The sequence below is a fragment of the Methanomassiliicoccales archaeon LGM-RCC1 genome (assembly GCA_030168575.1).
Taxonomy (GTDB): Archaea; Thermoplasmatota; Thermoplasmata; order Methanomassiliicoccales; family Methanomethylophilaceae; genus Methanoprimaticola.
This window is the reverse complement of the sequence record CP115555.1, coordinates 821,540-838,253: the sequence shown is the minus strand read 5'-3', so window position 1 is coordinate 838,253 and position 16,714 is coordinate 821,540. Positions and strand designations below refer to the sequence as shown.

The 16,714-nt window shown below is 54.6% G+C and carries 18 protein-coding genes; 13 read left to right on the top strand and 5 right to left on the bottom strand.

Annotated elements, in window-relative coordinates:
- The first annotated feature begins 9 nt into the window (after nucleotides 1–9).
- The 7 genes from PED39_04060 to rsmA are packed head-to-tail and all read left to right on the top strand — an operon-like array spanning nucleotide 10 to nucleotide 4,598.
- Nucleotides 10–804, top strand: coding sequence for a serine protein kinase RIO (locus tag PED39_04060; GenBank protein WII06767.1), 795 nt, complete (start codon nucleotides 10–12; stop codon nucleotides 802–804).
- Nucleotides 801–1,349 carry a KH domain-containing protein gene (locus tag PED39_04055; protein ID WII06766.1) on the top strand — a complete coding sequence of 183 codons (549 nt, stop codon included), beginning with the start codon at nucleotides 801–803 and terminating at the stop codon, nucleotides 1,347–1,349. Before PED39_04060 ends, PED39_04055 begins: the two co-directional genes overlap by 4 nt.
- 8 nt (nucleotides 1,350–1,357) lie before the next feature.
- Entirely contained in the window at nucleotides 1,358–2,584 is a 1,227-nt protein-coding gene (locus PED39_04050) for a tRNA pseudouridine(54/55) synthase Pus10 (GenBank protein WII06765.1), read from the top strand.
- Nucleotides 2,585–2,595: 11 nt separating this feature from the next.
- On the top strand, nucleotides 2,596–2,892 hold the full coding sequence (locus PED39_04045) for a 50S ribosomal protein L21e (GenBank protein WII06764.1): 297 nt from the start codon (nucleotides 2,596–2,598) through the stop codon (nucleotides 2,890–2,892).
- Nucleotides 2,893–2,902: 10 nt separating this feature from the next.
- The gene (locus PED39_04040) at nucleotides 2,903–3,253 is read left to right on the top strand and encodes an RNA polymerase Rpb4 family protein (GenBank protein ID WII06763.1); all 351 of its coding nucleotides are present in this window, start codon (nucleotides 2,903–2,905) and stop codon (nucleotides 3,251–3,253) included.
- Nucleotides 3,254–3,267: 14 nt separating this feature from the next.
- Nucleotides 3,268–3,819 carry a DUF655 domain-containing protein gene (locus PED39_04035; protein ID WII06762.1) on the top strand — a complete coding sequence of 184 codons (552 nt, stop codon included), beginning with the start codon at nucleotides 3,268–3,270 and terminating at the stop codon, nucleotides 3,817–3,819.
- Nucleotides 3,816–4,598 (top strand): 16S rRNA (adenine(1518)-N(6)/adenine(1519)-N(6))-dimethyltransferase RsmA, encoded by a 783-nt coding sequence (gene rsmA / locus PED39_04030; GenBank protein WII06761.1) that lies wholly within the window; start codon nucleotides 3,816–3,818, stop codon nucleotides 4,596–4,598. Before PED39_04035 ends, rsmA begins: the two co-directional genes overlap by 4 nt.
- 1 nt (nucleotide 4,599) lies before the next feature.
- Here rsmA and PED39_04025 read toward each other — a convergent pair whose 3' ends face one another.
- Entirely contained in the window at nucleotides 4,600–5,673 is a 1,074-nt protein-coding gene (locus PED39_04025; protein ID WII06760.1) for an HAD family hydrolase, read from the bottom strand.
- 89 nt (nucleotides 5,674–5,762) lie between these two features.
- Here PED39_04025 and PED39_04020 point away from each other — a divergent pair, with 89 nt between their 5' ends.
- From PED39_04020 to PED39_04010, 3 genes are all read left to right on the top strand, one after another.
- Entirely contained in the window at nucleotides 5,763–6,950 is a 1,188-nt protein-coding gene (locus PED39_04020) for a redox-regulated ATPase YchF (protein ID WII08378.1), read from the top strand.
- Nucleotide 6,951: 1 nt separating this feature from the next.
- Nucleotides 6,952–9,366 (top strand): DNA polymerase II, encoded by a 2,415-nt coding sequence (locus PED39_04015; protein WII08377.1) that lies wholly within the window; start codon nucleotides 6,952–6,954, stop codon nucleotides 9,364–9,366.
- A 90-nt stretch (nucleotides 9,367–9,456) separates the two neighbouring features.
- On the top strand, nucleotides 9,457–9,882 hold the full coding sequence (locus PED39_04010) for a hypothetical protein (GenBank protein WII08376.1): 426 nt from the start codon (nucleotides 9,457–9,459) through the stop codon (nucleotides 9,880–9,882).
- Between the two features lies 1 nt (nucleotide 9,883).
- Here the strand turns inward: PED39_04010 and PED39_04005 are convergent, their stop codons facing one another.
- Nucleotides 9,884–10,627: an ABC transporter ATP-binding protein gene (locus PED39_04005; protein ID WII08385.1), complete on the bottom strand. Its 744-nt coding sequence runs from the start codon at nucleotides 10,625–10,627 to the stop codon at nucleotides 9,884–9,886.
- 93 nt (nucleotides 10,628–10,720) lie between these two features.
- Here PED39_04005 and PED39_04000 point away from each other — a divergent pair, with 93 nt between their 5' ends.
- Genes PED39_04000 through PED39_03990 form a run of 3 tightly spaced genes read left to right on the top strand, consistent with a single transcriptional unit; the run spans nucleotide 10,721 to nucleotide 13,979 of the window.
- A complete protein-coding gene (locus PED39_04000) occupies nucleotides 10,721–12,133 on the top strand; it encodes a dockerin type I domain-containing protein (protein ID WII08375.1) in 1,413 nt (470 codons plus the stop codon).
- 35 nt (nucleotides 12,134–12,168) lie between these two features.
- The gene (locus tag PED39_03995; GenBank protein ID WII08374.1) at nucleotides 12,169–12,933 is read left to right on the top strand and encodes a class I SAM-dependent methyltransferase; all 765 of its coding nucleotides are present in this window, start codon (nucleotides 12,169–12,171) and stop codon (nucleotides 12,931–12,933) included.
- On the top strand, nucleotides 12,918–13,979 hold the full coding sequence (locus PED39_03990; GenBank protein WII08373.1) for an iron ABC transporter permease: 1,062 nt from the start codon (nucleotides 12,918–12,920) through the stop codon (nucleotides 13,977–13,979). Before PED39_03995 ends, PED39_03990 begins: the two co-directional genes overlap by 16 nt.
- On the opposite strand, the gene larC is transcribed toward PED39_03990, so the two are convergent.
- From larC to larE, 3 genes are read right to left on the bottom strand one after another with little or no spacing between them, the layout of a single operon-like run.
- Nucleotides 13,980–15,164, bottom strand: a complete 1,185-nt coding sequence (gene larC / locus PED39_03985) for a nickel pincer cofactor biosynthesis protein LarC (GenBank protein WII08372.1) — start codon at nucleotides 15,162–15,164, stop codon at nucleotides 13,980–13,982.
- A complete protein-coding gene (gene larB, locus PED39_03980) occupies nucleotides 15,161–15,904 on the bottom strand; it encodes a nickel pincer cofactor biosynthesis protein LarB (protein ID WII08371.1) in 744 nt (247 codons plus the stop codon). Before larB ends, larC begins: the two co-directional genes overlap by 4 nt.
- On the bottom strand, nucleotides 15,901–16,668 hold the full coding sequence (gene larE, locus PED39_03975) for an ATP-dependent sacrificial sulfur transferase LarE (protein WII08370.1): 768 nt from the start codon (nucleotides 16,666–16,668) through the stop codon (nucleotides 15,901–15,903). Before larE ends, larB begins: the two co-directional genes overlap by 4 nt.
- Between the last annotated feature and the right edge of the window lie 46 nt (nucleotides 16,669–16,714).

The following is a 16,714-nucleotide window of genomic DNA, read 5'->3' as shown; positions in this document are numbered from 1 at the left end:
TGACTCCGCATGTCCTCGTACGAGGAGGCGTATGCATACCTGGAAAGGCGTGTGGATGCCCTCAAGACCAACAAGACCGGCGATGAGAGGGAGACCGAGGCAGAGGTCTTCGACAAGAAGACCCTGATGACGATCTACGACTTCATGACCAGCGGGTATATCGACGCCGTCCACTACCCCATCTCCACCGGAAAGGAGGGCAATGTATTCTACGCCACTGACGAGAACGATGAGGGTATGGCCCTGAAGATCTTCAGGACCTCCACATCCACGTTCAAAAGGGTGGCGAAGTACGTCGAGGGAGACCCTAGATTCAGAGGGGTCACTGGCAACCGCTGGAAGCTGATCTACGCATGGGTGAACAAGGAGTTCAAGAACCTGGACAGGTACAACCAGGCAGGGATACCCGTGCCGGAACCCATAACATTCAATCAGAACTGCCTGCTCATGGAGTACATAGGCGACGAATCGGGACCTGCACCGCAGCTCAAGGACGTGATCCTGGACGATCCCGACGAGACATACGAGGATGTGCTGTCCTTCATCATCGACGGATGGCAGGAGGCCCACCTGGTCCACGGAGACCTGAGCGAGTACAACATCCTCATGCTGGACGGCGAGCCGATCATGATCGATGTCGGCCAGGCCATGACCAGAGACCATTACAATGCAAAGGAGCTCCTGGAAAGGGACATCCACAACATAAACAGCTTCTTCAGGAAGAGGGACGCGGACGTCCGGACGGACGCCGAGGTCCTTGAAGAGACACTTAACGGCAAAGAAGACGGAGAGGAAGAGGAATGAGATCTATCAGGATACCCGCCGACAGGGTCGGTACACTCATCGGCAAGAACGGGGAGACCAAGAAGATCCTACAGAACATTTCTGGGATCAAGATGGACATCGACACGGAAGAGGGAGAGGTAATTCTGCACGACGACGTCGAGCTCGAGGACCCGCTGAAGGCGCTCCAGCTCATGGATGTCGTGAAGGCGGTTGGAAGGGGATTCAACCCCGACAAGGCCATGAGGCTGTTCGACGATGACGAGTACTTCGAGCTCATAGACGTGAAGGAGGCCATCGGAGACCGCTCCAGCCAGATGCCCCGCGTGAGGGGACGCCTCATAGGCAAGAACGGTAAGACCCGCAAGCTCATCGAGGAGCTCACGGGATGCGACATGGTCATCTACGGGAACACCGTGGGATTGATCGGGAACTCCGTCAGCCTTCCCGTGGCGAAGCACGCCGTCGAGCTTCTGATCAACGGAAGCGAGCACGCCACCGTATACCACTATCTCGAGAGCCAACGCCCGATGCTCAGGATCACCGAGATGGGATTCGACCTCTGAGGGATAACATGGAATCCTGGATTGCGGACAATCTTGATACAGCGAGAGCCCTGGCGGAGACCGGGCTCTGTGACCACTGTCTCGGACGCATGTTCGGGAAGTTCGGCAGCGGGATGACCAACGAGTACCGCGGACAGATGATCCGCGATGCTCTGAAAGAGACCGGCGCCGAAGCGCCTGCCGAGGATTTCTGCCCTCTGTGCGAGGGCATCTTCGAGATGCTCCCGAGATTCGCCGAGGCTGCTGCGGAGAAGATCAACGAGGTCGACTCCGAGAACTTCCTCATCGGCAGCAGGATAGAGCCTGAGATAGTCGAGAGGGAGAAGGAGCTCGTAGCCCAGTACAACCTCGAGAACGCCGAGACCATAAAAGGCGAGCTCAACCGTGAGATCGGAAAACTGGCACTTCCAATGATTCACCGTCCTGTGGAGTTCAAGAACCCTCAGGTCGTAGCTCTTGTGGACACCCGTTTCGCCGACGTCACCCTGGACATATCGCCCGTGTTCATTGCCGGACGCTACACCAAGTACAGCAGGGAGATCCCCCAGACGATATGGCCCTGCAGGATCTGCCACGGAAAGGGCTGCGACCACTGCAACGGGAAAGGGAAGATGTACGAGACCTCCGTCCAGGAGATCATCGGAGACATCGCACTTGAGATGGCCGGCGGACAGGAGCACTTCTTCCACGGCATGGGCCGCGAGGACATCGACGCCTGCATGCTGGGCGACGGAAGGCCCTTCGTGCTGGAGATCAGTCAGCCCAAGCACAGGGACATCGACCTCGACGAGCTCGAGAGAAGGGCGAACATGAACGACATGGCAGGATACAACAGCCTGCACTTCGTTCAGAGAGAGGCCGTAGAGCGCTACAAAGCCGCTGCTTCTGATAAAATATATCACGTGCACATTATAGCTGAGGGCAAAGTTAATAAAGAGGAGTTAGTTAAGGTTGCCCTATCGTTCAAGGACGTCAATATAGACCAGAGGACTCCACGCAGGGTCGAGCACAGACGTGCTGACCTTGTGAGAAAGAGAAAAATCCACTGGTGCAAGGCGGAATGGATCTCCGACGACTCGTTCGATCTCGAACTCGAGACCGACTCGGGTACGTACGTGAAGGAATTCGTGTCCGGTGACGAGGGCAGAAGCGTCCCAAGCTTCTCTGAGAGGCTCGGGATACAATGCAAAGTCGAGACCCTCGATGTATTGGCGATCAAATTCGAAGAACAATGAAGGGATAAGCTATGCAGGCATCCAGCGGAACAAGGACAAAGACCCGCAACAAGCTGAAGAAGTCAGTTAGGGCACGCGGGCTCTCACCCATCACGAAAGGTTTCCAAACCTTCGAGGCAGGAGAGAAAGTCAACATCATCATCGACCCCAGCATCCACAAGGGCATGCCCTTCTCCAGATTCCACGGACTCACCGGAGTCGTCGTCGGAGAGAGGGGAGCAGCGTACGAGGTCTCCGTCAAGGACGGAAACAAGACCAAGATGGTCGTCGCACGCCCCGAGCACCTTGTAAGGAACATCGACAACTGAAGGTATAGACATGACCGAGCGCTACGTCACACTGGCAGAAGTAAGGACCCTCCTGGAGGAGGTAGCCGAGAGCAGGAAAGGAACAGCTGGATTGCTCGAGGACGAGGACGTTCTCCTCGCATCACAGAAAGCAGCACTTGACCACGCGCAGAAGGTCTCAAACATTTCCCCCGAGGACGCTAACAAGATCATCGAAGAGGTCAGCGCGCTCGAGGAAGTTACAGATGCCATTGCTGTGAAGATCGCGGACATCCTCCCGAAATATCCCGAGGATGTCCGTGCCATCTTCTCCAAGGAGAGGATCAACCTCAGCAATGACGAAATCAACCAGATCATTGAGATCGTAGGTAAGTACATCTGATGGGGGTTTTTCCCATGGAAGAGTTCGCTTATATTCTTGATTTCCTGCCCCAAGGAGCACCGTCTGCTGGCTTCTCCAAGAAGGAGCCTCTGTGCTACGCCGTGGGCGAGGAGGAGTTCAAGCTGTTCGAGCTTGTCACGAAGCCCAATGCAGTCGTAGCTATCGGTGCAAGGACTTTCATCGGCAAGGACTCGGAGACGCAGAAGCGCGACATGATTGACCATGTCAAGCGCCGTATCACGTTCAACGAGCTTACCAGCAATGCGGTATCGGAACTCGAGTTCGCGATCACCGACATCGTCATGTCCCATCAGGACAAGTACATCAAGTTCTTCAACGAGGCAGAGGCCATCAGCATGCGTAAGCACCTGCTGGAGGAGCTCCCCGGCCTGGGAAAGAAGTCCATGACGGCCATCCTCGACGAGAGGAAGAAGGGCAACTTCAAGGACTTCGAGGACCTGGCCACGAGAGCCGGCATCAAGACGCCCGAGAAGCTCATAGTCGCACGCATCCTCCTTGAGATCGAGGATCCCGAGAGGAAGCGCTACCTGTTCGTGTCCAGATGAACGATACAGGCAGACTCATAGCCGATACCGGCATAGTCCCCAAGAAGAGCAAGGGACAGAATTTCCTGATAGACGACCGTGTGGCCGACAGGCACATCGGGTACGCCAACATCGCCAAGGAGGACAAGGTCCTGGAGGTCGGTCCCGGACTCGGAATACTGACCAAAAGGCTGATCGGGGTCTCGGACGACGTCACCTGCATCGAGATCGACGACATCCTGGCGGATTACATCTCTCAGACCTACGGGGATTCCCTCAACCTCATCCACGCTGATGCCGTGAAGGAGCCCTTCCCGGACTTCGACGTCTTCGTCAGCAACCTCCCCTACAGCGTTTCCACGCCCATAATCTTCAAGCTCCTGGAGTATGACTTCAGGACTGCGGTCGTGATGGTCCAGAAGGAGTTCGCTGACCGCATGGTAGCCATGGTCGGAAGCCCCGATTACTCTAGGCTCACAGTCAACCTCTACTACAGGTCCGAATGCGAGATAATGGAGACCGTTCCCGCATCCAGATTCAATCCCAGGCCCAAGGTGGACTCCGCACTGGTCAGGATCACTCCGAGGGAACCACCCTTCAAGGTGCTGGACGAAAAGACGTTCTTCAAGGTGGTGGAGGTCACATTCAACCACCGCAGGAAGAAGATCGGGACATCGCTGAAATCCGCTCACATGATGGAATCAGGGGATGACGTCCCCTATATCGACGACAGAGTCGAGAGACTAAAGCCTGAGCAGATCGGCGAGATCGCCGATGCTGTCTACAGGCTGAAGCATTGATTCACTTCTTCTTGACACCGTCACCGTAGATGGTGGTCCAGTCGTTCTTCATGGAGATAGGGGTCCAGTCGTTCTGGTCGCACAGGTCGTACATCTTCTGTGCGGCCTCCATGTTACCATTCTCCCTCTCCAGGTCATCGCAGCAGAGGAAGTAGGCCATGCTCCTGTGCTCGTTGCCGTAGGTGGTGTAGGTCGCCATGCTGGAATCTGATGAGGAGTTTCCGAATGCGAGGACAGGCTGCTTGCCGATCTCGTTGATTATCGAGAGGACCTTGTTCATGTTCAGATCCTTGACCAGATGCTCCCCGCCGTAGATGATCTCCTCTCCGTCCTTGTAGACGTATTTGGAACCATCTGTGTTCCCCTGATTCTCTGAGACCAGAAGCTTGTCGGATCCGATTATCCTGTCGGCCGGAAGGTCCAAAGCGGAATCCTGCAGCAGACCGCGTACGGTCAGCCTGTCTGTACCGCTGATGACGTAGATGGTGAAACCGTTGGCCTCCAACGCATCCACCATCTGGAGCATGGGCTTGTAGAATCCTTCTCCGCGGAGCATACCGGTGTAGCTGGGCATCGATGTCTTCTTGAACGCCTGTATGTAGTCATTCATCTCTTCGATTGTCATTCCAGCGAAGGCAAGTGCCCTGGCCGCCTCCAGATTGTCATCCAGGATTCCCGGGGAAGGCGCAGCCTTCTGGATCAGTGCCTCATCAATCTCGAACTGGGATGCCTTGTCCTTGTAATCGGGATCCTCCAGGACACGGTAGATGAACAAACATAGGTCGAAATACCATGGATCGCGCTCACAGAACAATGTTCCGTCCAGATCGAAGACCGCTATACGGTCCTCAGGAAGGATGTAATCGTTGTTCTTCTCATCGGTGATCGCCTTGAGGTATGTGACGAACTCCTCCTTAGAGTCTGAGCCGTCCACCCAGTAGGACATGTCGGTCTCGACATATCCTGAGTTCCCGCCTTTCGACGAGAGTTCGGAGATATACAATCCGCTAACTATCAACAGCAGGCATACCGCTACAGCGGTAGCCGCTTTCCATCTGACATCAGAACCTGGCATGGTATCTGAATCGATATTGCTGGCAGCAAAATAAGCCTTTTCGATACCAAAGGACAATAAAGCGGTAAGGCATACCCTGGACGATAGCAATGCAGATAGGCATAGTAGGGAAACCGAACGTTGGAAAATCAACGTTCTTCGGAGCGGCCACCATGGCACCCGTGGAGATCGCCAACTATCCCTTCACAACCATCGAACCCAACAAGGGAGTGGCATACGTGCGCACCCCCTGTCCGTGCAAAACCCTCGGGGTCACATGCACGCCTCACAACTCGCTCTGCGTGAACGGAACCAGGATGGTCCCTGTCGAGCTTCTAGACGTCGCGGGACTGGTTCCAGACGCGTGGCAGGGCAAGGGACTTGGAAACCAGTTCCTGGACGACCTCAGGCAGGCGGATGCCCTGATCAACGTCATAGACGTCAGCGGATCCACCGATATTGAAGGAGTTCCCGGAGATGTCGGATCCCACGATCCCACGGAGGACATCACGTTCCTCAGGAAGGAGATCGAGTACTGGATGAGGGAGATCCTCAAGAACGGGTTCAACAAGATGGCCAGAGCATCCAGGATGACCGGTCAGAAGCCCGAGCAGATCATACAGGACAGGCTCGCAGGACTCAACGTTACCGAGGCTCAGGTCAAGAAGGCACTGATGTCGGTGGAGATGCCCCCCGATATCGTGAATTGGACAGACGACGACCTGCTGAACCTATGCATCAACATCAGGGCGCAATCCAAGCCCATGATCGCCGCCATGAACAAGGCGGACATAGCTCCTGAGGGCAACATCGAGAAGGTCGAGGCCATCAACGACATCTGCGTCGTGACCATGGCCGAGACCGAGCTCGCCTTGAAGAAGGCGGCGGCCGCGGGACTCATCGACTACACCCCCGGGGACTCTACATTCACCGTCAAGGAGGGAGTAACTCTCAGCGAGGGCCAGAAGAAGGCTCTGGACTACATGAAGGCCAACATGGAGAAGTATGGCGGAACCGGAGTCCAGAAATGCATAGAGGATGCGGCGTTCAAGATGCTGGATCTCATCACCGTATACCCCGTCGAAGACGAGAACAAGTTCACCGACCATTTCGGACGCGTCCTTCCGGATGCGTTCCTGCTGCCCCGCGGATCAACTGCCAAGGACCTCGCATACAAGGTCCATTCAGATCTGGGCGACAAGTTCATCCGTGCGGTCAACGCGAAGACCAAGCGCACCGTAGGTGCGGACTACATCCTCGAGGACGGAGACGTCATCAGGATAGTCGCAAACAAGTGATATGATGGAGACTTGGGACGTCAGGCTGATCAGCGCCTCCTCTTCGCAGGACGGGGAGGAACCTGTGGTAGAGCTGTTCGGGAAGACCCGCGACAGGGAATCCATAACCATCCTGGCGTACGGCTACAAACCTTATCTGTTCGCAGTGGACCCTAGACCGGATCTGGAGCAGCAGATGAAGGACGACCCGGAGGTCATCACGGCTGAGCACGACGAACTGCTGTATAAGTCCGAGATGCACGACGTGCTGAAAGTCACTATCAAGAGTCCATGGAAGGTCTCCGAGTTCAAGAACCGCTTCCAGAGGAAAGGCTACAAGGTTCTCTCCGCGGACATCTCCTTCCATCACAGGTTCTTCTACGACAAGGACATGGGATCCTGCATCAGGGTCACGGGAGAGAGGATTGACAAACCCTACCACACACAGATCGTGGCCAGGATGGAATCCTTCGAGAACATAGACTCCTTCGACCCCGGTCTGAAGATACTCTCGTTCGATATCGAGAACTCGATAGAGCACGAGTTCATCTACACCATCTGCTCCGTCGTCAAGGACGGGGATGAGATGCGCAACTGCGAACCCCTGACCGGAAAAGAGAACGCGATCATAGAAGGATTCGCGGAACTAATCGACAGGGAGGACCCTGACGTCATAACCGGTTACAACATCGACAACTATGACATCAGGAAAATCATGGAGAGGGCCAAGGCCCTGAAGATGAAGGATGCCCTCCCGTGGGGACGCGACGGAAGCCAGCCGCGCCTCATCAGCGACAGGTTCTGGAGAGTGAAGGGACGTCTCGTCTGTGATGCATGGTGGGCTGTGAAGAAGCAGTTGCGCCCTAAACAGGAGACGCTCAACGCCGTCTCAATGATGCTGCTCGGCGAGGGCAAGCTCGACGTTGATCCGAAGAACATGGATTCCGAATGGATCAACAACAGAGAGAAGGTCATAGAATACTGCTTCAAGGATGCGGAGCTGGCACTGCGCATTCTTCTTGAGGTGGGAACCGTCCGCAAGGACATGGATCTAGCCGCCGTGTCCAAGCTGACGATAGAGGATGTCATGACATCCGGATCGTCGCAGCTGGCCGATTCGCTCCTCATCCGTGCGGCGGACAGGAGCAAGGTCGCAGTGCCCCTCATGGGCGCAAGAATCGCAGGGGCCGACCAAATCGAGGGCGGGTATGTCCACAGCATGACCCCTGGGCTCTACCATTGGGTCTGCGTAGAGGACTTCAAGTCCATGTACCCGTCGCTGATCATAGCGAAGAACATCTGCTTCACGACGCTCTGCGAGGACGGGGAAATCGTCAGTCCCTCCGGCGCGAGGTTCATGTCCAAGGAACGCAGGGAAGGACTCCTGCCGAGGATCCTATCGGACCTGATGGACGAGAGGGACCGCATCAAGAAACTGATGAAGCTGACCGAGGACCCTCACGAACACAACTATCTGGACGGACTTCAGGCTGCGGTCAAGGTGCTGATGAACACGTTCTACGGTGTGTTCGCATCCACATTCTACAGGTTCACCGACAAGAGCATCGGAGCCGCCATCACGGCATTCGCCAGAGCGAATACCAAAGGGATCATCAACCAGGTGGAATCCGAGGGAACCCACGTGATCTACTCCGATACGGATTCCATATTCATGCAGTCCCCGGAGAACAATCTGGAAGGATCAGTGGAGTTCGGGAAAAAGATGGCAGAGAGATTTTCTGTTGAAGGCGGGGTGTTAGAGTTCGAGAAGATCCTCGAGCCCATGTTCACGCACGGAATGAAGAAGAGGTATGTCGGAAAGGTAGTCTGGCCCAAGGCCGAGGACGAGCTCCTCGTCAGGGGTTATGAGATCAGGAGATCGGATTCCTTCGACCTTCAGAGCAGGATGCTGACCGATCTCTTCGAGATGATTCTCGAGGAGAGGAACGACGAGGCCCTGACGATGGTGAAGAACACGATCCAATCCGTCAAGAGCGGGAAGGTGGACATAGACGAGCTCGTCATCTCAAAGACCTGCAAGGACCTCAATGCGTATGAGAATCCGGACAGGATGGCGAACGTCCAGGCCGCCAAGAAGATGATCGAAATGGGATACGACTTCATCCCAGGGATGAAGGTATCGTGGATCGTCACCGATTCCAAATCCGCACCTCAGACGGTGGAGCCGTACATCAGCGGTGTGGAGTTCACCGGCAAACCGGATTACAAGTACTATGCCGAGCGCCTTTCTCAGACTGCCTCCCGCATCACAGAGGTGTTCGGATGGGAGGAGAAGGACCTCCTCATGGGCAATCAGCAGGCGACGCTCTTCAGCGGCAAATTCGCTTCCAGCACGGACACGCCTAAGAAGAAATCGGAACCCGCTCCTCCGGAGAAACCCAAGCCGAAAACGAAGAGCTTGGATGACTTCTTCTGATCGACCGCATCGTTCATCGGTTCACGATGCCGCTGAACAGCAATACTGTTTATTAGAGGGAGACAGGATACCATGTCCATAGGTGAGAGAATGCCAAAGCTTCAAGAGATTAAGATGCCCAACGGCGACGTCTACGACGGAGAGATCGAGTACGGTAACTTCAACGGACACGGGATCTACAAGTTCGCATCCGGCGCCAGGTACGAAGGCCAGTTCAGGGACGGGATGTTCCATGGCAAGGGCGTCTACATCTGCGCTGACGGGGACCGCTACACCGGCGAGTTCGTCAGCAACATGTTCGAGGGCTACGGCATCTACCTGAAGGCGACCGGAGAGAAGTACGAGGGCGAATTCAGGGAGAACATGTACCACGGAAAGGGCATAATCACCTACCCTGACGGATCGAAGGACGAGGCATACTTCAAGTGCGGAAAGGCACAGGGAGTCGGATACCATACCTGGCCGGACGGCGAGAGGTCCGAGGTAGAGTTCGTCGACGGGAAGTTCAAGTACTGATTCAGTCCAGCACAATTATTCTTGGTCTTCCGTATTCCCGGTTCACATCTATTGAGATGCCGAAGACCTTCTCCACATTCTCAGGAGTCAATACATCCTCTGTACGGCCCAAGGCCTCTACCTTTCCATCATTCAACATCAGGATGCGGTCACAGAACCTCATGGCCAGATTCAGATCGTGTAGGATCATGCATCCGCAGAGGTTCTTCTCCTTCACGGTTGTGTTGATCGTCTCGAGTACATCCAACTGATAGCGGACATCCAGATTGCTGGTGGGCTCATCGAGCATGATAAGCTTCGCTCCCTGTGCGATTGCACGTGCGATCAGCACCCTCTGCGACTGGCCGCTGCTCAGTCTGTTGAAGGGCCTAGAAGCGAACTCCATGACATTCATCTCCTCCATAGCCTTCCAGGCGATCTCCTTGTCCTCATCGGAATAATCCCATGTGATGTAAGGCAGTCTGCCCATCAGCACCACTTCGAAAACAGAAGGGGGGACCTGATCAGACACGATGTTCTGCGGGACGAAGGAGATGTTCTTGGCAATCTCCTTGCGGGACATGGACATAAGGTCCTGGCCGTCCAAGAGCATAGTTCCTAGTGATGGCTCCAAGATGCGAGAAATGCAACGGATTAACGTGGTTTTGCCGGATCCGTTCGGTCCAACGATACCCAATACCTCGCCGTCAGATACATCCAACTCTATGCCCTTTAGGGTGTCATATTCGGCGTACCCGAAGTGCATATCCTTGACTGATAGGCCCATACTGGCCATATAGTAGTGTTACTATTTTAGTTTTAGTGTTACTATAAATAATTGGACATACTTTCCCTCCCTATGAACTCTAAGCTCATCGTAATCATCGTGGCCGCGATCGTGGTCATCGGTGGAGTCGCCGCTTACCTCATAATGAGCGGTGCCTTCGGCAAGAAAGACGTTGGAGGATACGGATTGGAAGTATTCGGAAACGTCGACGGAGACAACGATGTGGACGAGAAGGACGCCAAGCTCCTTCAGGATTACATCGATGCAAAAGAAAAGGGAACAACTGTCCCTAAGATCACAACCGAGTTTGCGGATGTGAACAACGATTCGAAGATCGACAGTAAGGATGTAGAATGCATCAAGAAGATCGCATCTGGAAAGGCAACGGAGATACGCTTCCTCGACGGAAACGGAAAGGACATGACTGTATCAACCGACATCAGCCGTATCGGTGCTGAATATTTCTGTAACACTGAACTGTGTATGATCCTCGGAGTCATTGATAAGGTTGTGGCGGTGGATTACGCTCCCTACCAGCTGAAGGACTTCTACTTCCAGAACGAGGCCCAGAGGGACGCAGTTTTGAATATGCATTCGATGAACACCCCTGACTACGACTTGATCAACAGCTACGAGCTGGACATTCTCTTCAGCTTCAGCTACGATCCTGACCTCATCTACACCAAGCAGACAAAGCTCGTGGACTGCGATGTTGTGTACCTCGGACTGTACACCCCTGACCTCATCGCAGCAGAGAACTCCTCGTACGTTCACGGAATCCTCAAGGCGGGATACATTCTCAACAAAGTTGACCGCGCAGAGGCCTACGTCGACTGGATTCTCGGTCAGCTCAACTATCTCATGGACAAGACCAAGAACATTGCTGAGGAGGACAAGCCCCACGTCATCATGACCAACTATCAGAACAGCTACCTCTCGGACGATGCCCGTACCAACATGACCCTGTACAACAAGAACGATCCTCAGGGACAGGCGGTCATAGTCGCCGGAGGACACAACGTCCTTCAGGATATCAGCGAGAGCGGCTACTCAGAAAAGGGAAAATACAGTCTGGCCGTACAATACGACGCTGTATTCAACGACGATCCCGCAGTATATGTGGATTACATCTTCTGCCACACCGTCGAATACACCTATGCCGGAACCGCGATGTCCGGAGTCTCTCACGGATACTGTACCAACGACTACTCTGACTTCGAGGTTGCATGGACCTACGCCAACAACAAGGAAATGGTCAAAGCCGAACTGGACGGCCCCGATTATCTGCACATCGACTCGGGAGACTTGAGGAACGGTTGCAGCGGAGGAGTTCTCCTGGCAGCGTACATCGCCAAGATCATCAACCCCGATATCTTCAGCGACCTGAACCCCTACAAGCTCCACAACAGCTACGTCAAGGAGTGGCTCGGAGTATCCGGATACGACGTCACGGAAGACGCTGTAGTCATCTACAAACAGCTTTGAAACCGGAGGGGCCAACGCCCCTCCCATATGATATCATGTCGAAAGATTGGAACAGCGTGTGGAACCACGAGGTCTCGTCCACATCCAGGAAGAATCTTGATAAGGAAGGTTTCTGGGATGACAGGGTCGAATCGGTCCGCAAGAACTCCATATTCGCCGAGATGACGGAATGGCAGCTTTCGCTAATCTCCGCAGAAAAAGACGACATCTGTCTGGACATCGGATGCGGCACCGGACGTCTGGCCTTACCGCTGGCAAAGACCTGCAAAAGAGTAACAGCCATCGACGGATCCCAACCCATGCTAGAAGCTCTCAGAGCAGAGGCTCAGAGCTGCGGAATATCCAACATCGACATCGTGCGCAGCACATGGCAGGCATTCTCACCTGACTCAAACTATGCTGTCGCATTCGCTTCGTTCTCCATATTCATGGAGGATATACACAAGCATCTTCAAAGAATGGCAGACTGCTCAGAACGCGGGGTCGTATTCGCATCCAACGATCTGCGGATCCCTATCGCAGCCCAACAGGCCATTTTCAACGACATTGTTAGCAAACATACGGATATCGAGATGATCCACAACATATGCGAGGAACTTGGACTAGAACCGGAATTCGAGACCAAAACCTTCAGTCGCCCGGTACCGGACGAGACCGAAGAACAGACAGCGATCAGGCTCGCTGAGGTCTTCGACATCGATGCCGACAATCCAGATCTCCTCAGCTACATCCGTTCGGACTACCGCAAGGAGCAGAGGGACAAAGTAAACGTGGGGGCAGTGAGATGGAAGAGAAAGTGAGCGATTCCAGGGAAGAGATCAAACGTCAGAGTAAACGCAGGATCGCATACGTCGCCATCGTGACCATCATGACCTTTGGACTCATGTCGTGGTCGGTCACAATCAGCTCCACGAATATCACTCCCGTCCAGGTTTACGAGGTCATCATCAACCAATTCTTCCCGGGAACCTTTGATGTCCCCTACCGTACCAGCCACATCGTCATGAACACCTACCTACCAAGAGTGCTCATGGGACTCTTCGCAGGTGCCACCCTGGCCATAGGCGGAGCGATCACTCAGACCATATTGAGGAACAGCCTTGCAACACCATACACGCTCGGAGTGTCTTCAAGCGCTGCGTTCGGAGCATCGCTCTCCATCCTGTTCGGATTCACTGCCGTCGCCGGAAGATACGGCACCATCCTGAATGCGTTCGCATTCTCACTGGTTCCCGCGATGCTGATCCTGTTCGCCTCTTCGAGAAGGAACATGTCCCCTGCATCGATGGTCTTGATCGGAGTCGCCATATCATACGTGTTCAGCGCCTGTACTACGCTTTCTCAGTACTTCGGTGATGCGGAAGCCACCAAAGCTGCCATGTTCTGGACTGTCGGTGACCTGAACAGCGTTCTCCTAGAATTCATCCCGTACGTAGCGATAACCATGGTTCTCACGCTGATTGTGACCATGTACATGACTAAGGATATGGATGCATTACGTATGGGAGATGACACCGCACTTTCCTTGGGAGTCAACGTTCACAGAACGAGGATCATCCTGATGATCCTGGCCTGTCTATCCACTGCCATTATCGTCAGTTTCGTCGGAGCCATCGGATTCATCTGCCTGCTGGCGCCTCACATCTCCAGACTGATAGGAGGAGGCAATCTCAGATTCCTGATCCCTGCATCTGCTATTACTGGAGCACTCCTGCTGACGGTGGCCGACATAATATCGAAGGATCTGGTGAATCCCATCATGCTCCCAGTCGGTGCAATAACCGCCGTGATCGGCGGACCCGTTCTGGTATACCTGTTATACAGGAGCCGCAACTCGGTGTTCTGATCACTGGTCAGGATCGAAACGTATTCCTGCCCTGACATCCCTGACGGTCACTCCATGGGCTTCAGCGGCCTTCAGGAGATCGTCGTGCTCTGGCTTCCATTTCCTTATACCGTAGCCTTCGGACACCTTCACGCGAATATCGCCATACTGCGTATGGCAGACCTCCATATGCGATGCCATCTCGAACCTCTCCGCTTTCCAGATCCTGAGACCGATGGTGGATGTGTTCTCGAGGATGAGCTTAGCTAACCTCTCCTTATCATCCTGACGGCAAAGGCAGGTGAGCCTCTGTCCCGGCCTTCCCTTCTTCATTATCGTCTGAGAGATGGTGGCATCGAGAGCCCCCTGCTCCAGAAGCATGTCGATCATGCTACCCAAATCCTCAGGGGTCATATCGTCGATGTTACAGTTTATCTCATAGATTTCGAATAATTTGTTATCCGATTCCCCGATGAAGGCTCTTATAATATTTGGTATGCTGAAGTCCTTACGGCCTAAGCCCACTCCAATTTCGTCGATTACCATCTTGGGGCGCTGGCCGTAATCCTCTGCGAAATGCCTGATAATGGCTGCGCCGGTAGGTGTTGTGAACTCCCCCTCCAGATCCCCTGCGTATGAAGGGACTCCTCTGAGAAGCAAGGCCGTAGCCGGTGCCGGGATCGGAAGAAGTCCGTGAGCGCATTCCACGTTACCGTATCCTGTGCGGAGTTCGGATGATACGATATATTCTGGCGCCAACCTCTCCATCAACATGCAGCTACCGACTATGTCCGCTATGGCATCTAACATGCCTACTTCGTGGAAATGGATCTCGGCGACGGATTCGCCGTGAACCTTTGATTCTGCCTCGGCCATATCCTTGTAGATGGCAGTGGCATGCTCCTTCACCCAATCGGAGACGTTCAGCCCTTTGATGATGTCCAGGACATCCTGCAATGTCCTATGTTGAATGTGATGGTCGTGGAAGTCGCCTTCCTCCTGTCCGGCAGCGATGATCTTCGCCCTTGTACCGGAGATGTGCGATTTCTCGCCCTTCTCCACTATCGCCTCCACGTCGGGGATGCCTGCCGATGCGATCATCTTCTCAAACTCCTTGGGATCCTCGAGAAGATTGGATAGGGCTCCGAGCAGCATGTCGCCCGATACCCCAGCATTGCATTCTAGATAGAGCACCTTCATCTTCATCCCTTCCTGTCGATCAATGATGCGATATAGCCCGCACCGAAGCCGTTGTCTATGTTCACGACGCTGACCGTTGATGCACAGGAATTCATCATAGCCAGCAATGCTGTCAATCCTTCGAAGGATGCCCCGTATCCCACCGATGTCGGAACTGCGATGACCGGTACGCTAACCAATCCTCCGACGACACTCGGGAGAGCTCCCTCCATGCCTGCGGCCACAACTACAGCGGTGGCCCCCATGATGGTATCCGCATCGGAGAGCAGACGGTGTATACCCGCCACACCGGCATCGTACAGGCGCTTCACCTTGCATCCGAGGATCTCGGCGGTAACCGCCGCCTCCTCGGCGACAGGTATGTCGCTGGTGCCTGCGCAGACCACGCAGACGTATGATTCCCTCTCTGCATCGGGAACCCTTCCCAAGATGCAGATCCTTGCGTCCTGATGATAGTATGATTCCAATCCGGATGATTCCGCGAGGTCGTGGACCTCCTTCCCGCAGCGGGTGACCATTACGCATTCCGACCCGTTCTCAAGCAGAGTGGAGGCGATCTTGACGCACTGCTCCGGAGTCTTGCTGGCGCCGTAGATGACCTCCGAAGCACCCTGTCTGGACCTCCTCTGTGTGTCCACCTTTGCGAACCCAAGATCGACGAACGGTCTGGAGCGCAGCATGCGCTCTGCATCATCGACTGACATGCTGCCGTCCCTGACGGCCTCCAGGATCTCCTTCGGATTCATAGCTGCGACCTCCTTATTCCGTATGAGACGGAATCGTAGTACTTCAGAAGAGTCTTCTCGACCTTGTGGCGCTTCTTGTCCAGCAGGTCGCTCTGTTCCATCTCCGTCTCCAACAAGGCTCCATCCCCTATGGTACGGACCCTGAAGTCCCTGAAGCCCAGCTCCCTGATGTCCGCCTCGGCATCCTCGGTACGGATCAGAAGCTCGCGGGTGATGGCGGTACCGTGCGGTATACGCGTGGCCAGACATGAATCGGACGGCATGTCCCATGTAGGGAGTCCCGCCTTCTTGGAAAGTTCCCTGATGTCCTGCTTGGAGAGCCCGGCCTCCTTCAGCGGGGACCTTATGCCCAGTTCCCCCAGGACCCTCATTCCCGGTCTCTCGCCGATATCATCCGATGCGTTGGTCCCGTCGAGGATGACCTCCCGACCGTCCCCCTTGGCCTCCTCGGATATCAGATTCATGATCATCTTCTTGCAGAGGTAGCAACGCTCCTCCGTGTTCTCCAGGATCTCGTCCCTGGACATCACGTCGAAATGGATGACGCTCAGATCGAATCCCAACGAGGATGCCAGTTCCGTCGCCCTCCTCATCTCCCTCTCGGTCTGGAATGCCCCCTTGACGAAGTAGTGTATGACGTCCAATCCCAGCTCCCCGCATGCGTAGAGGACGTATGTGGAATCGACGCCCCCTGAGAAAGCCATGGCCGGACGCTTGACGTCGGAAAGGACCTTCTGGAGACTCTCGGGCACGTTGGAGGACATCTTGATCGGACAGCGTATAACCGTCCTGAGATTTTATCCCTTCATT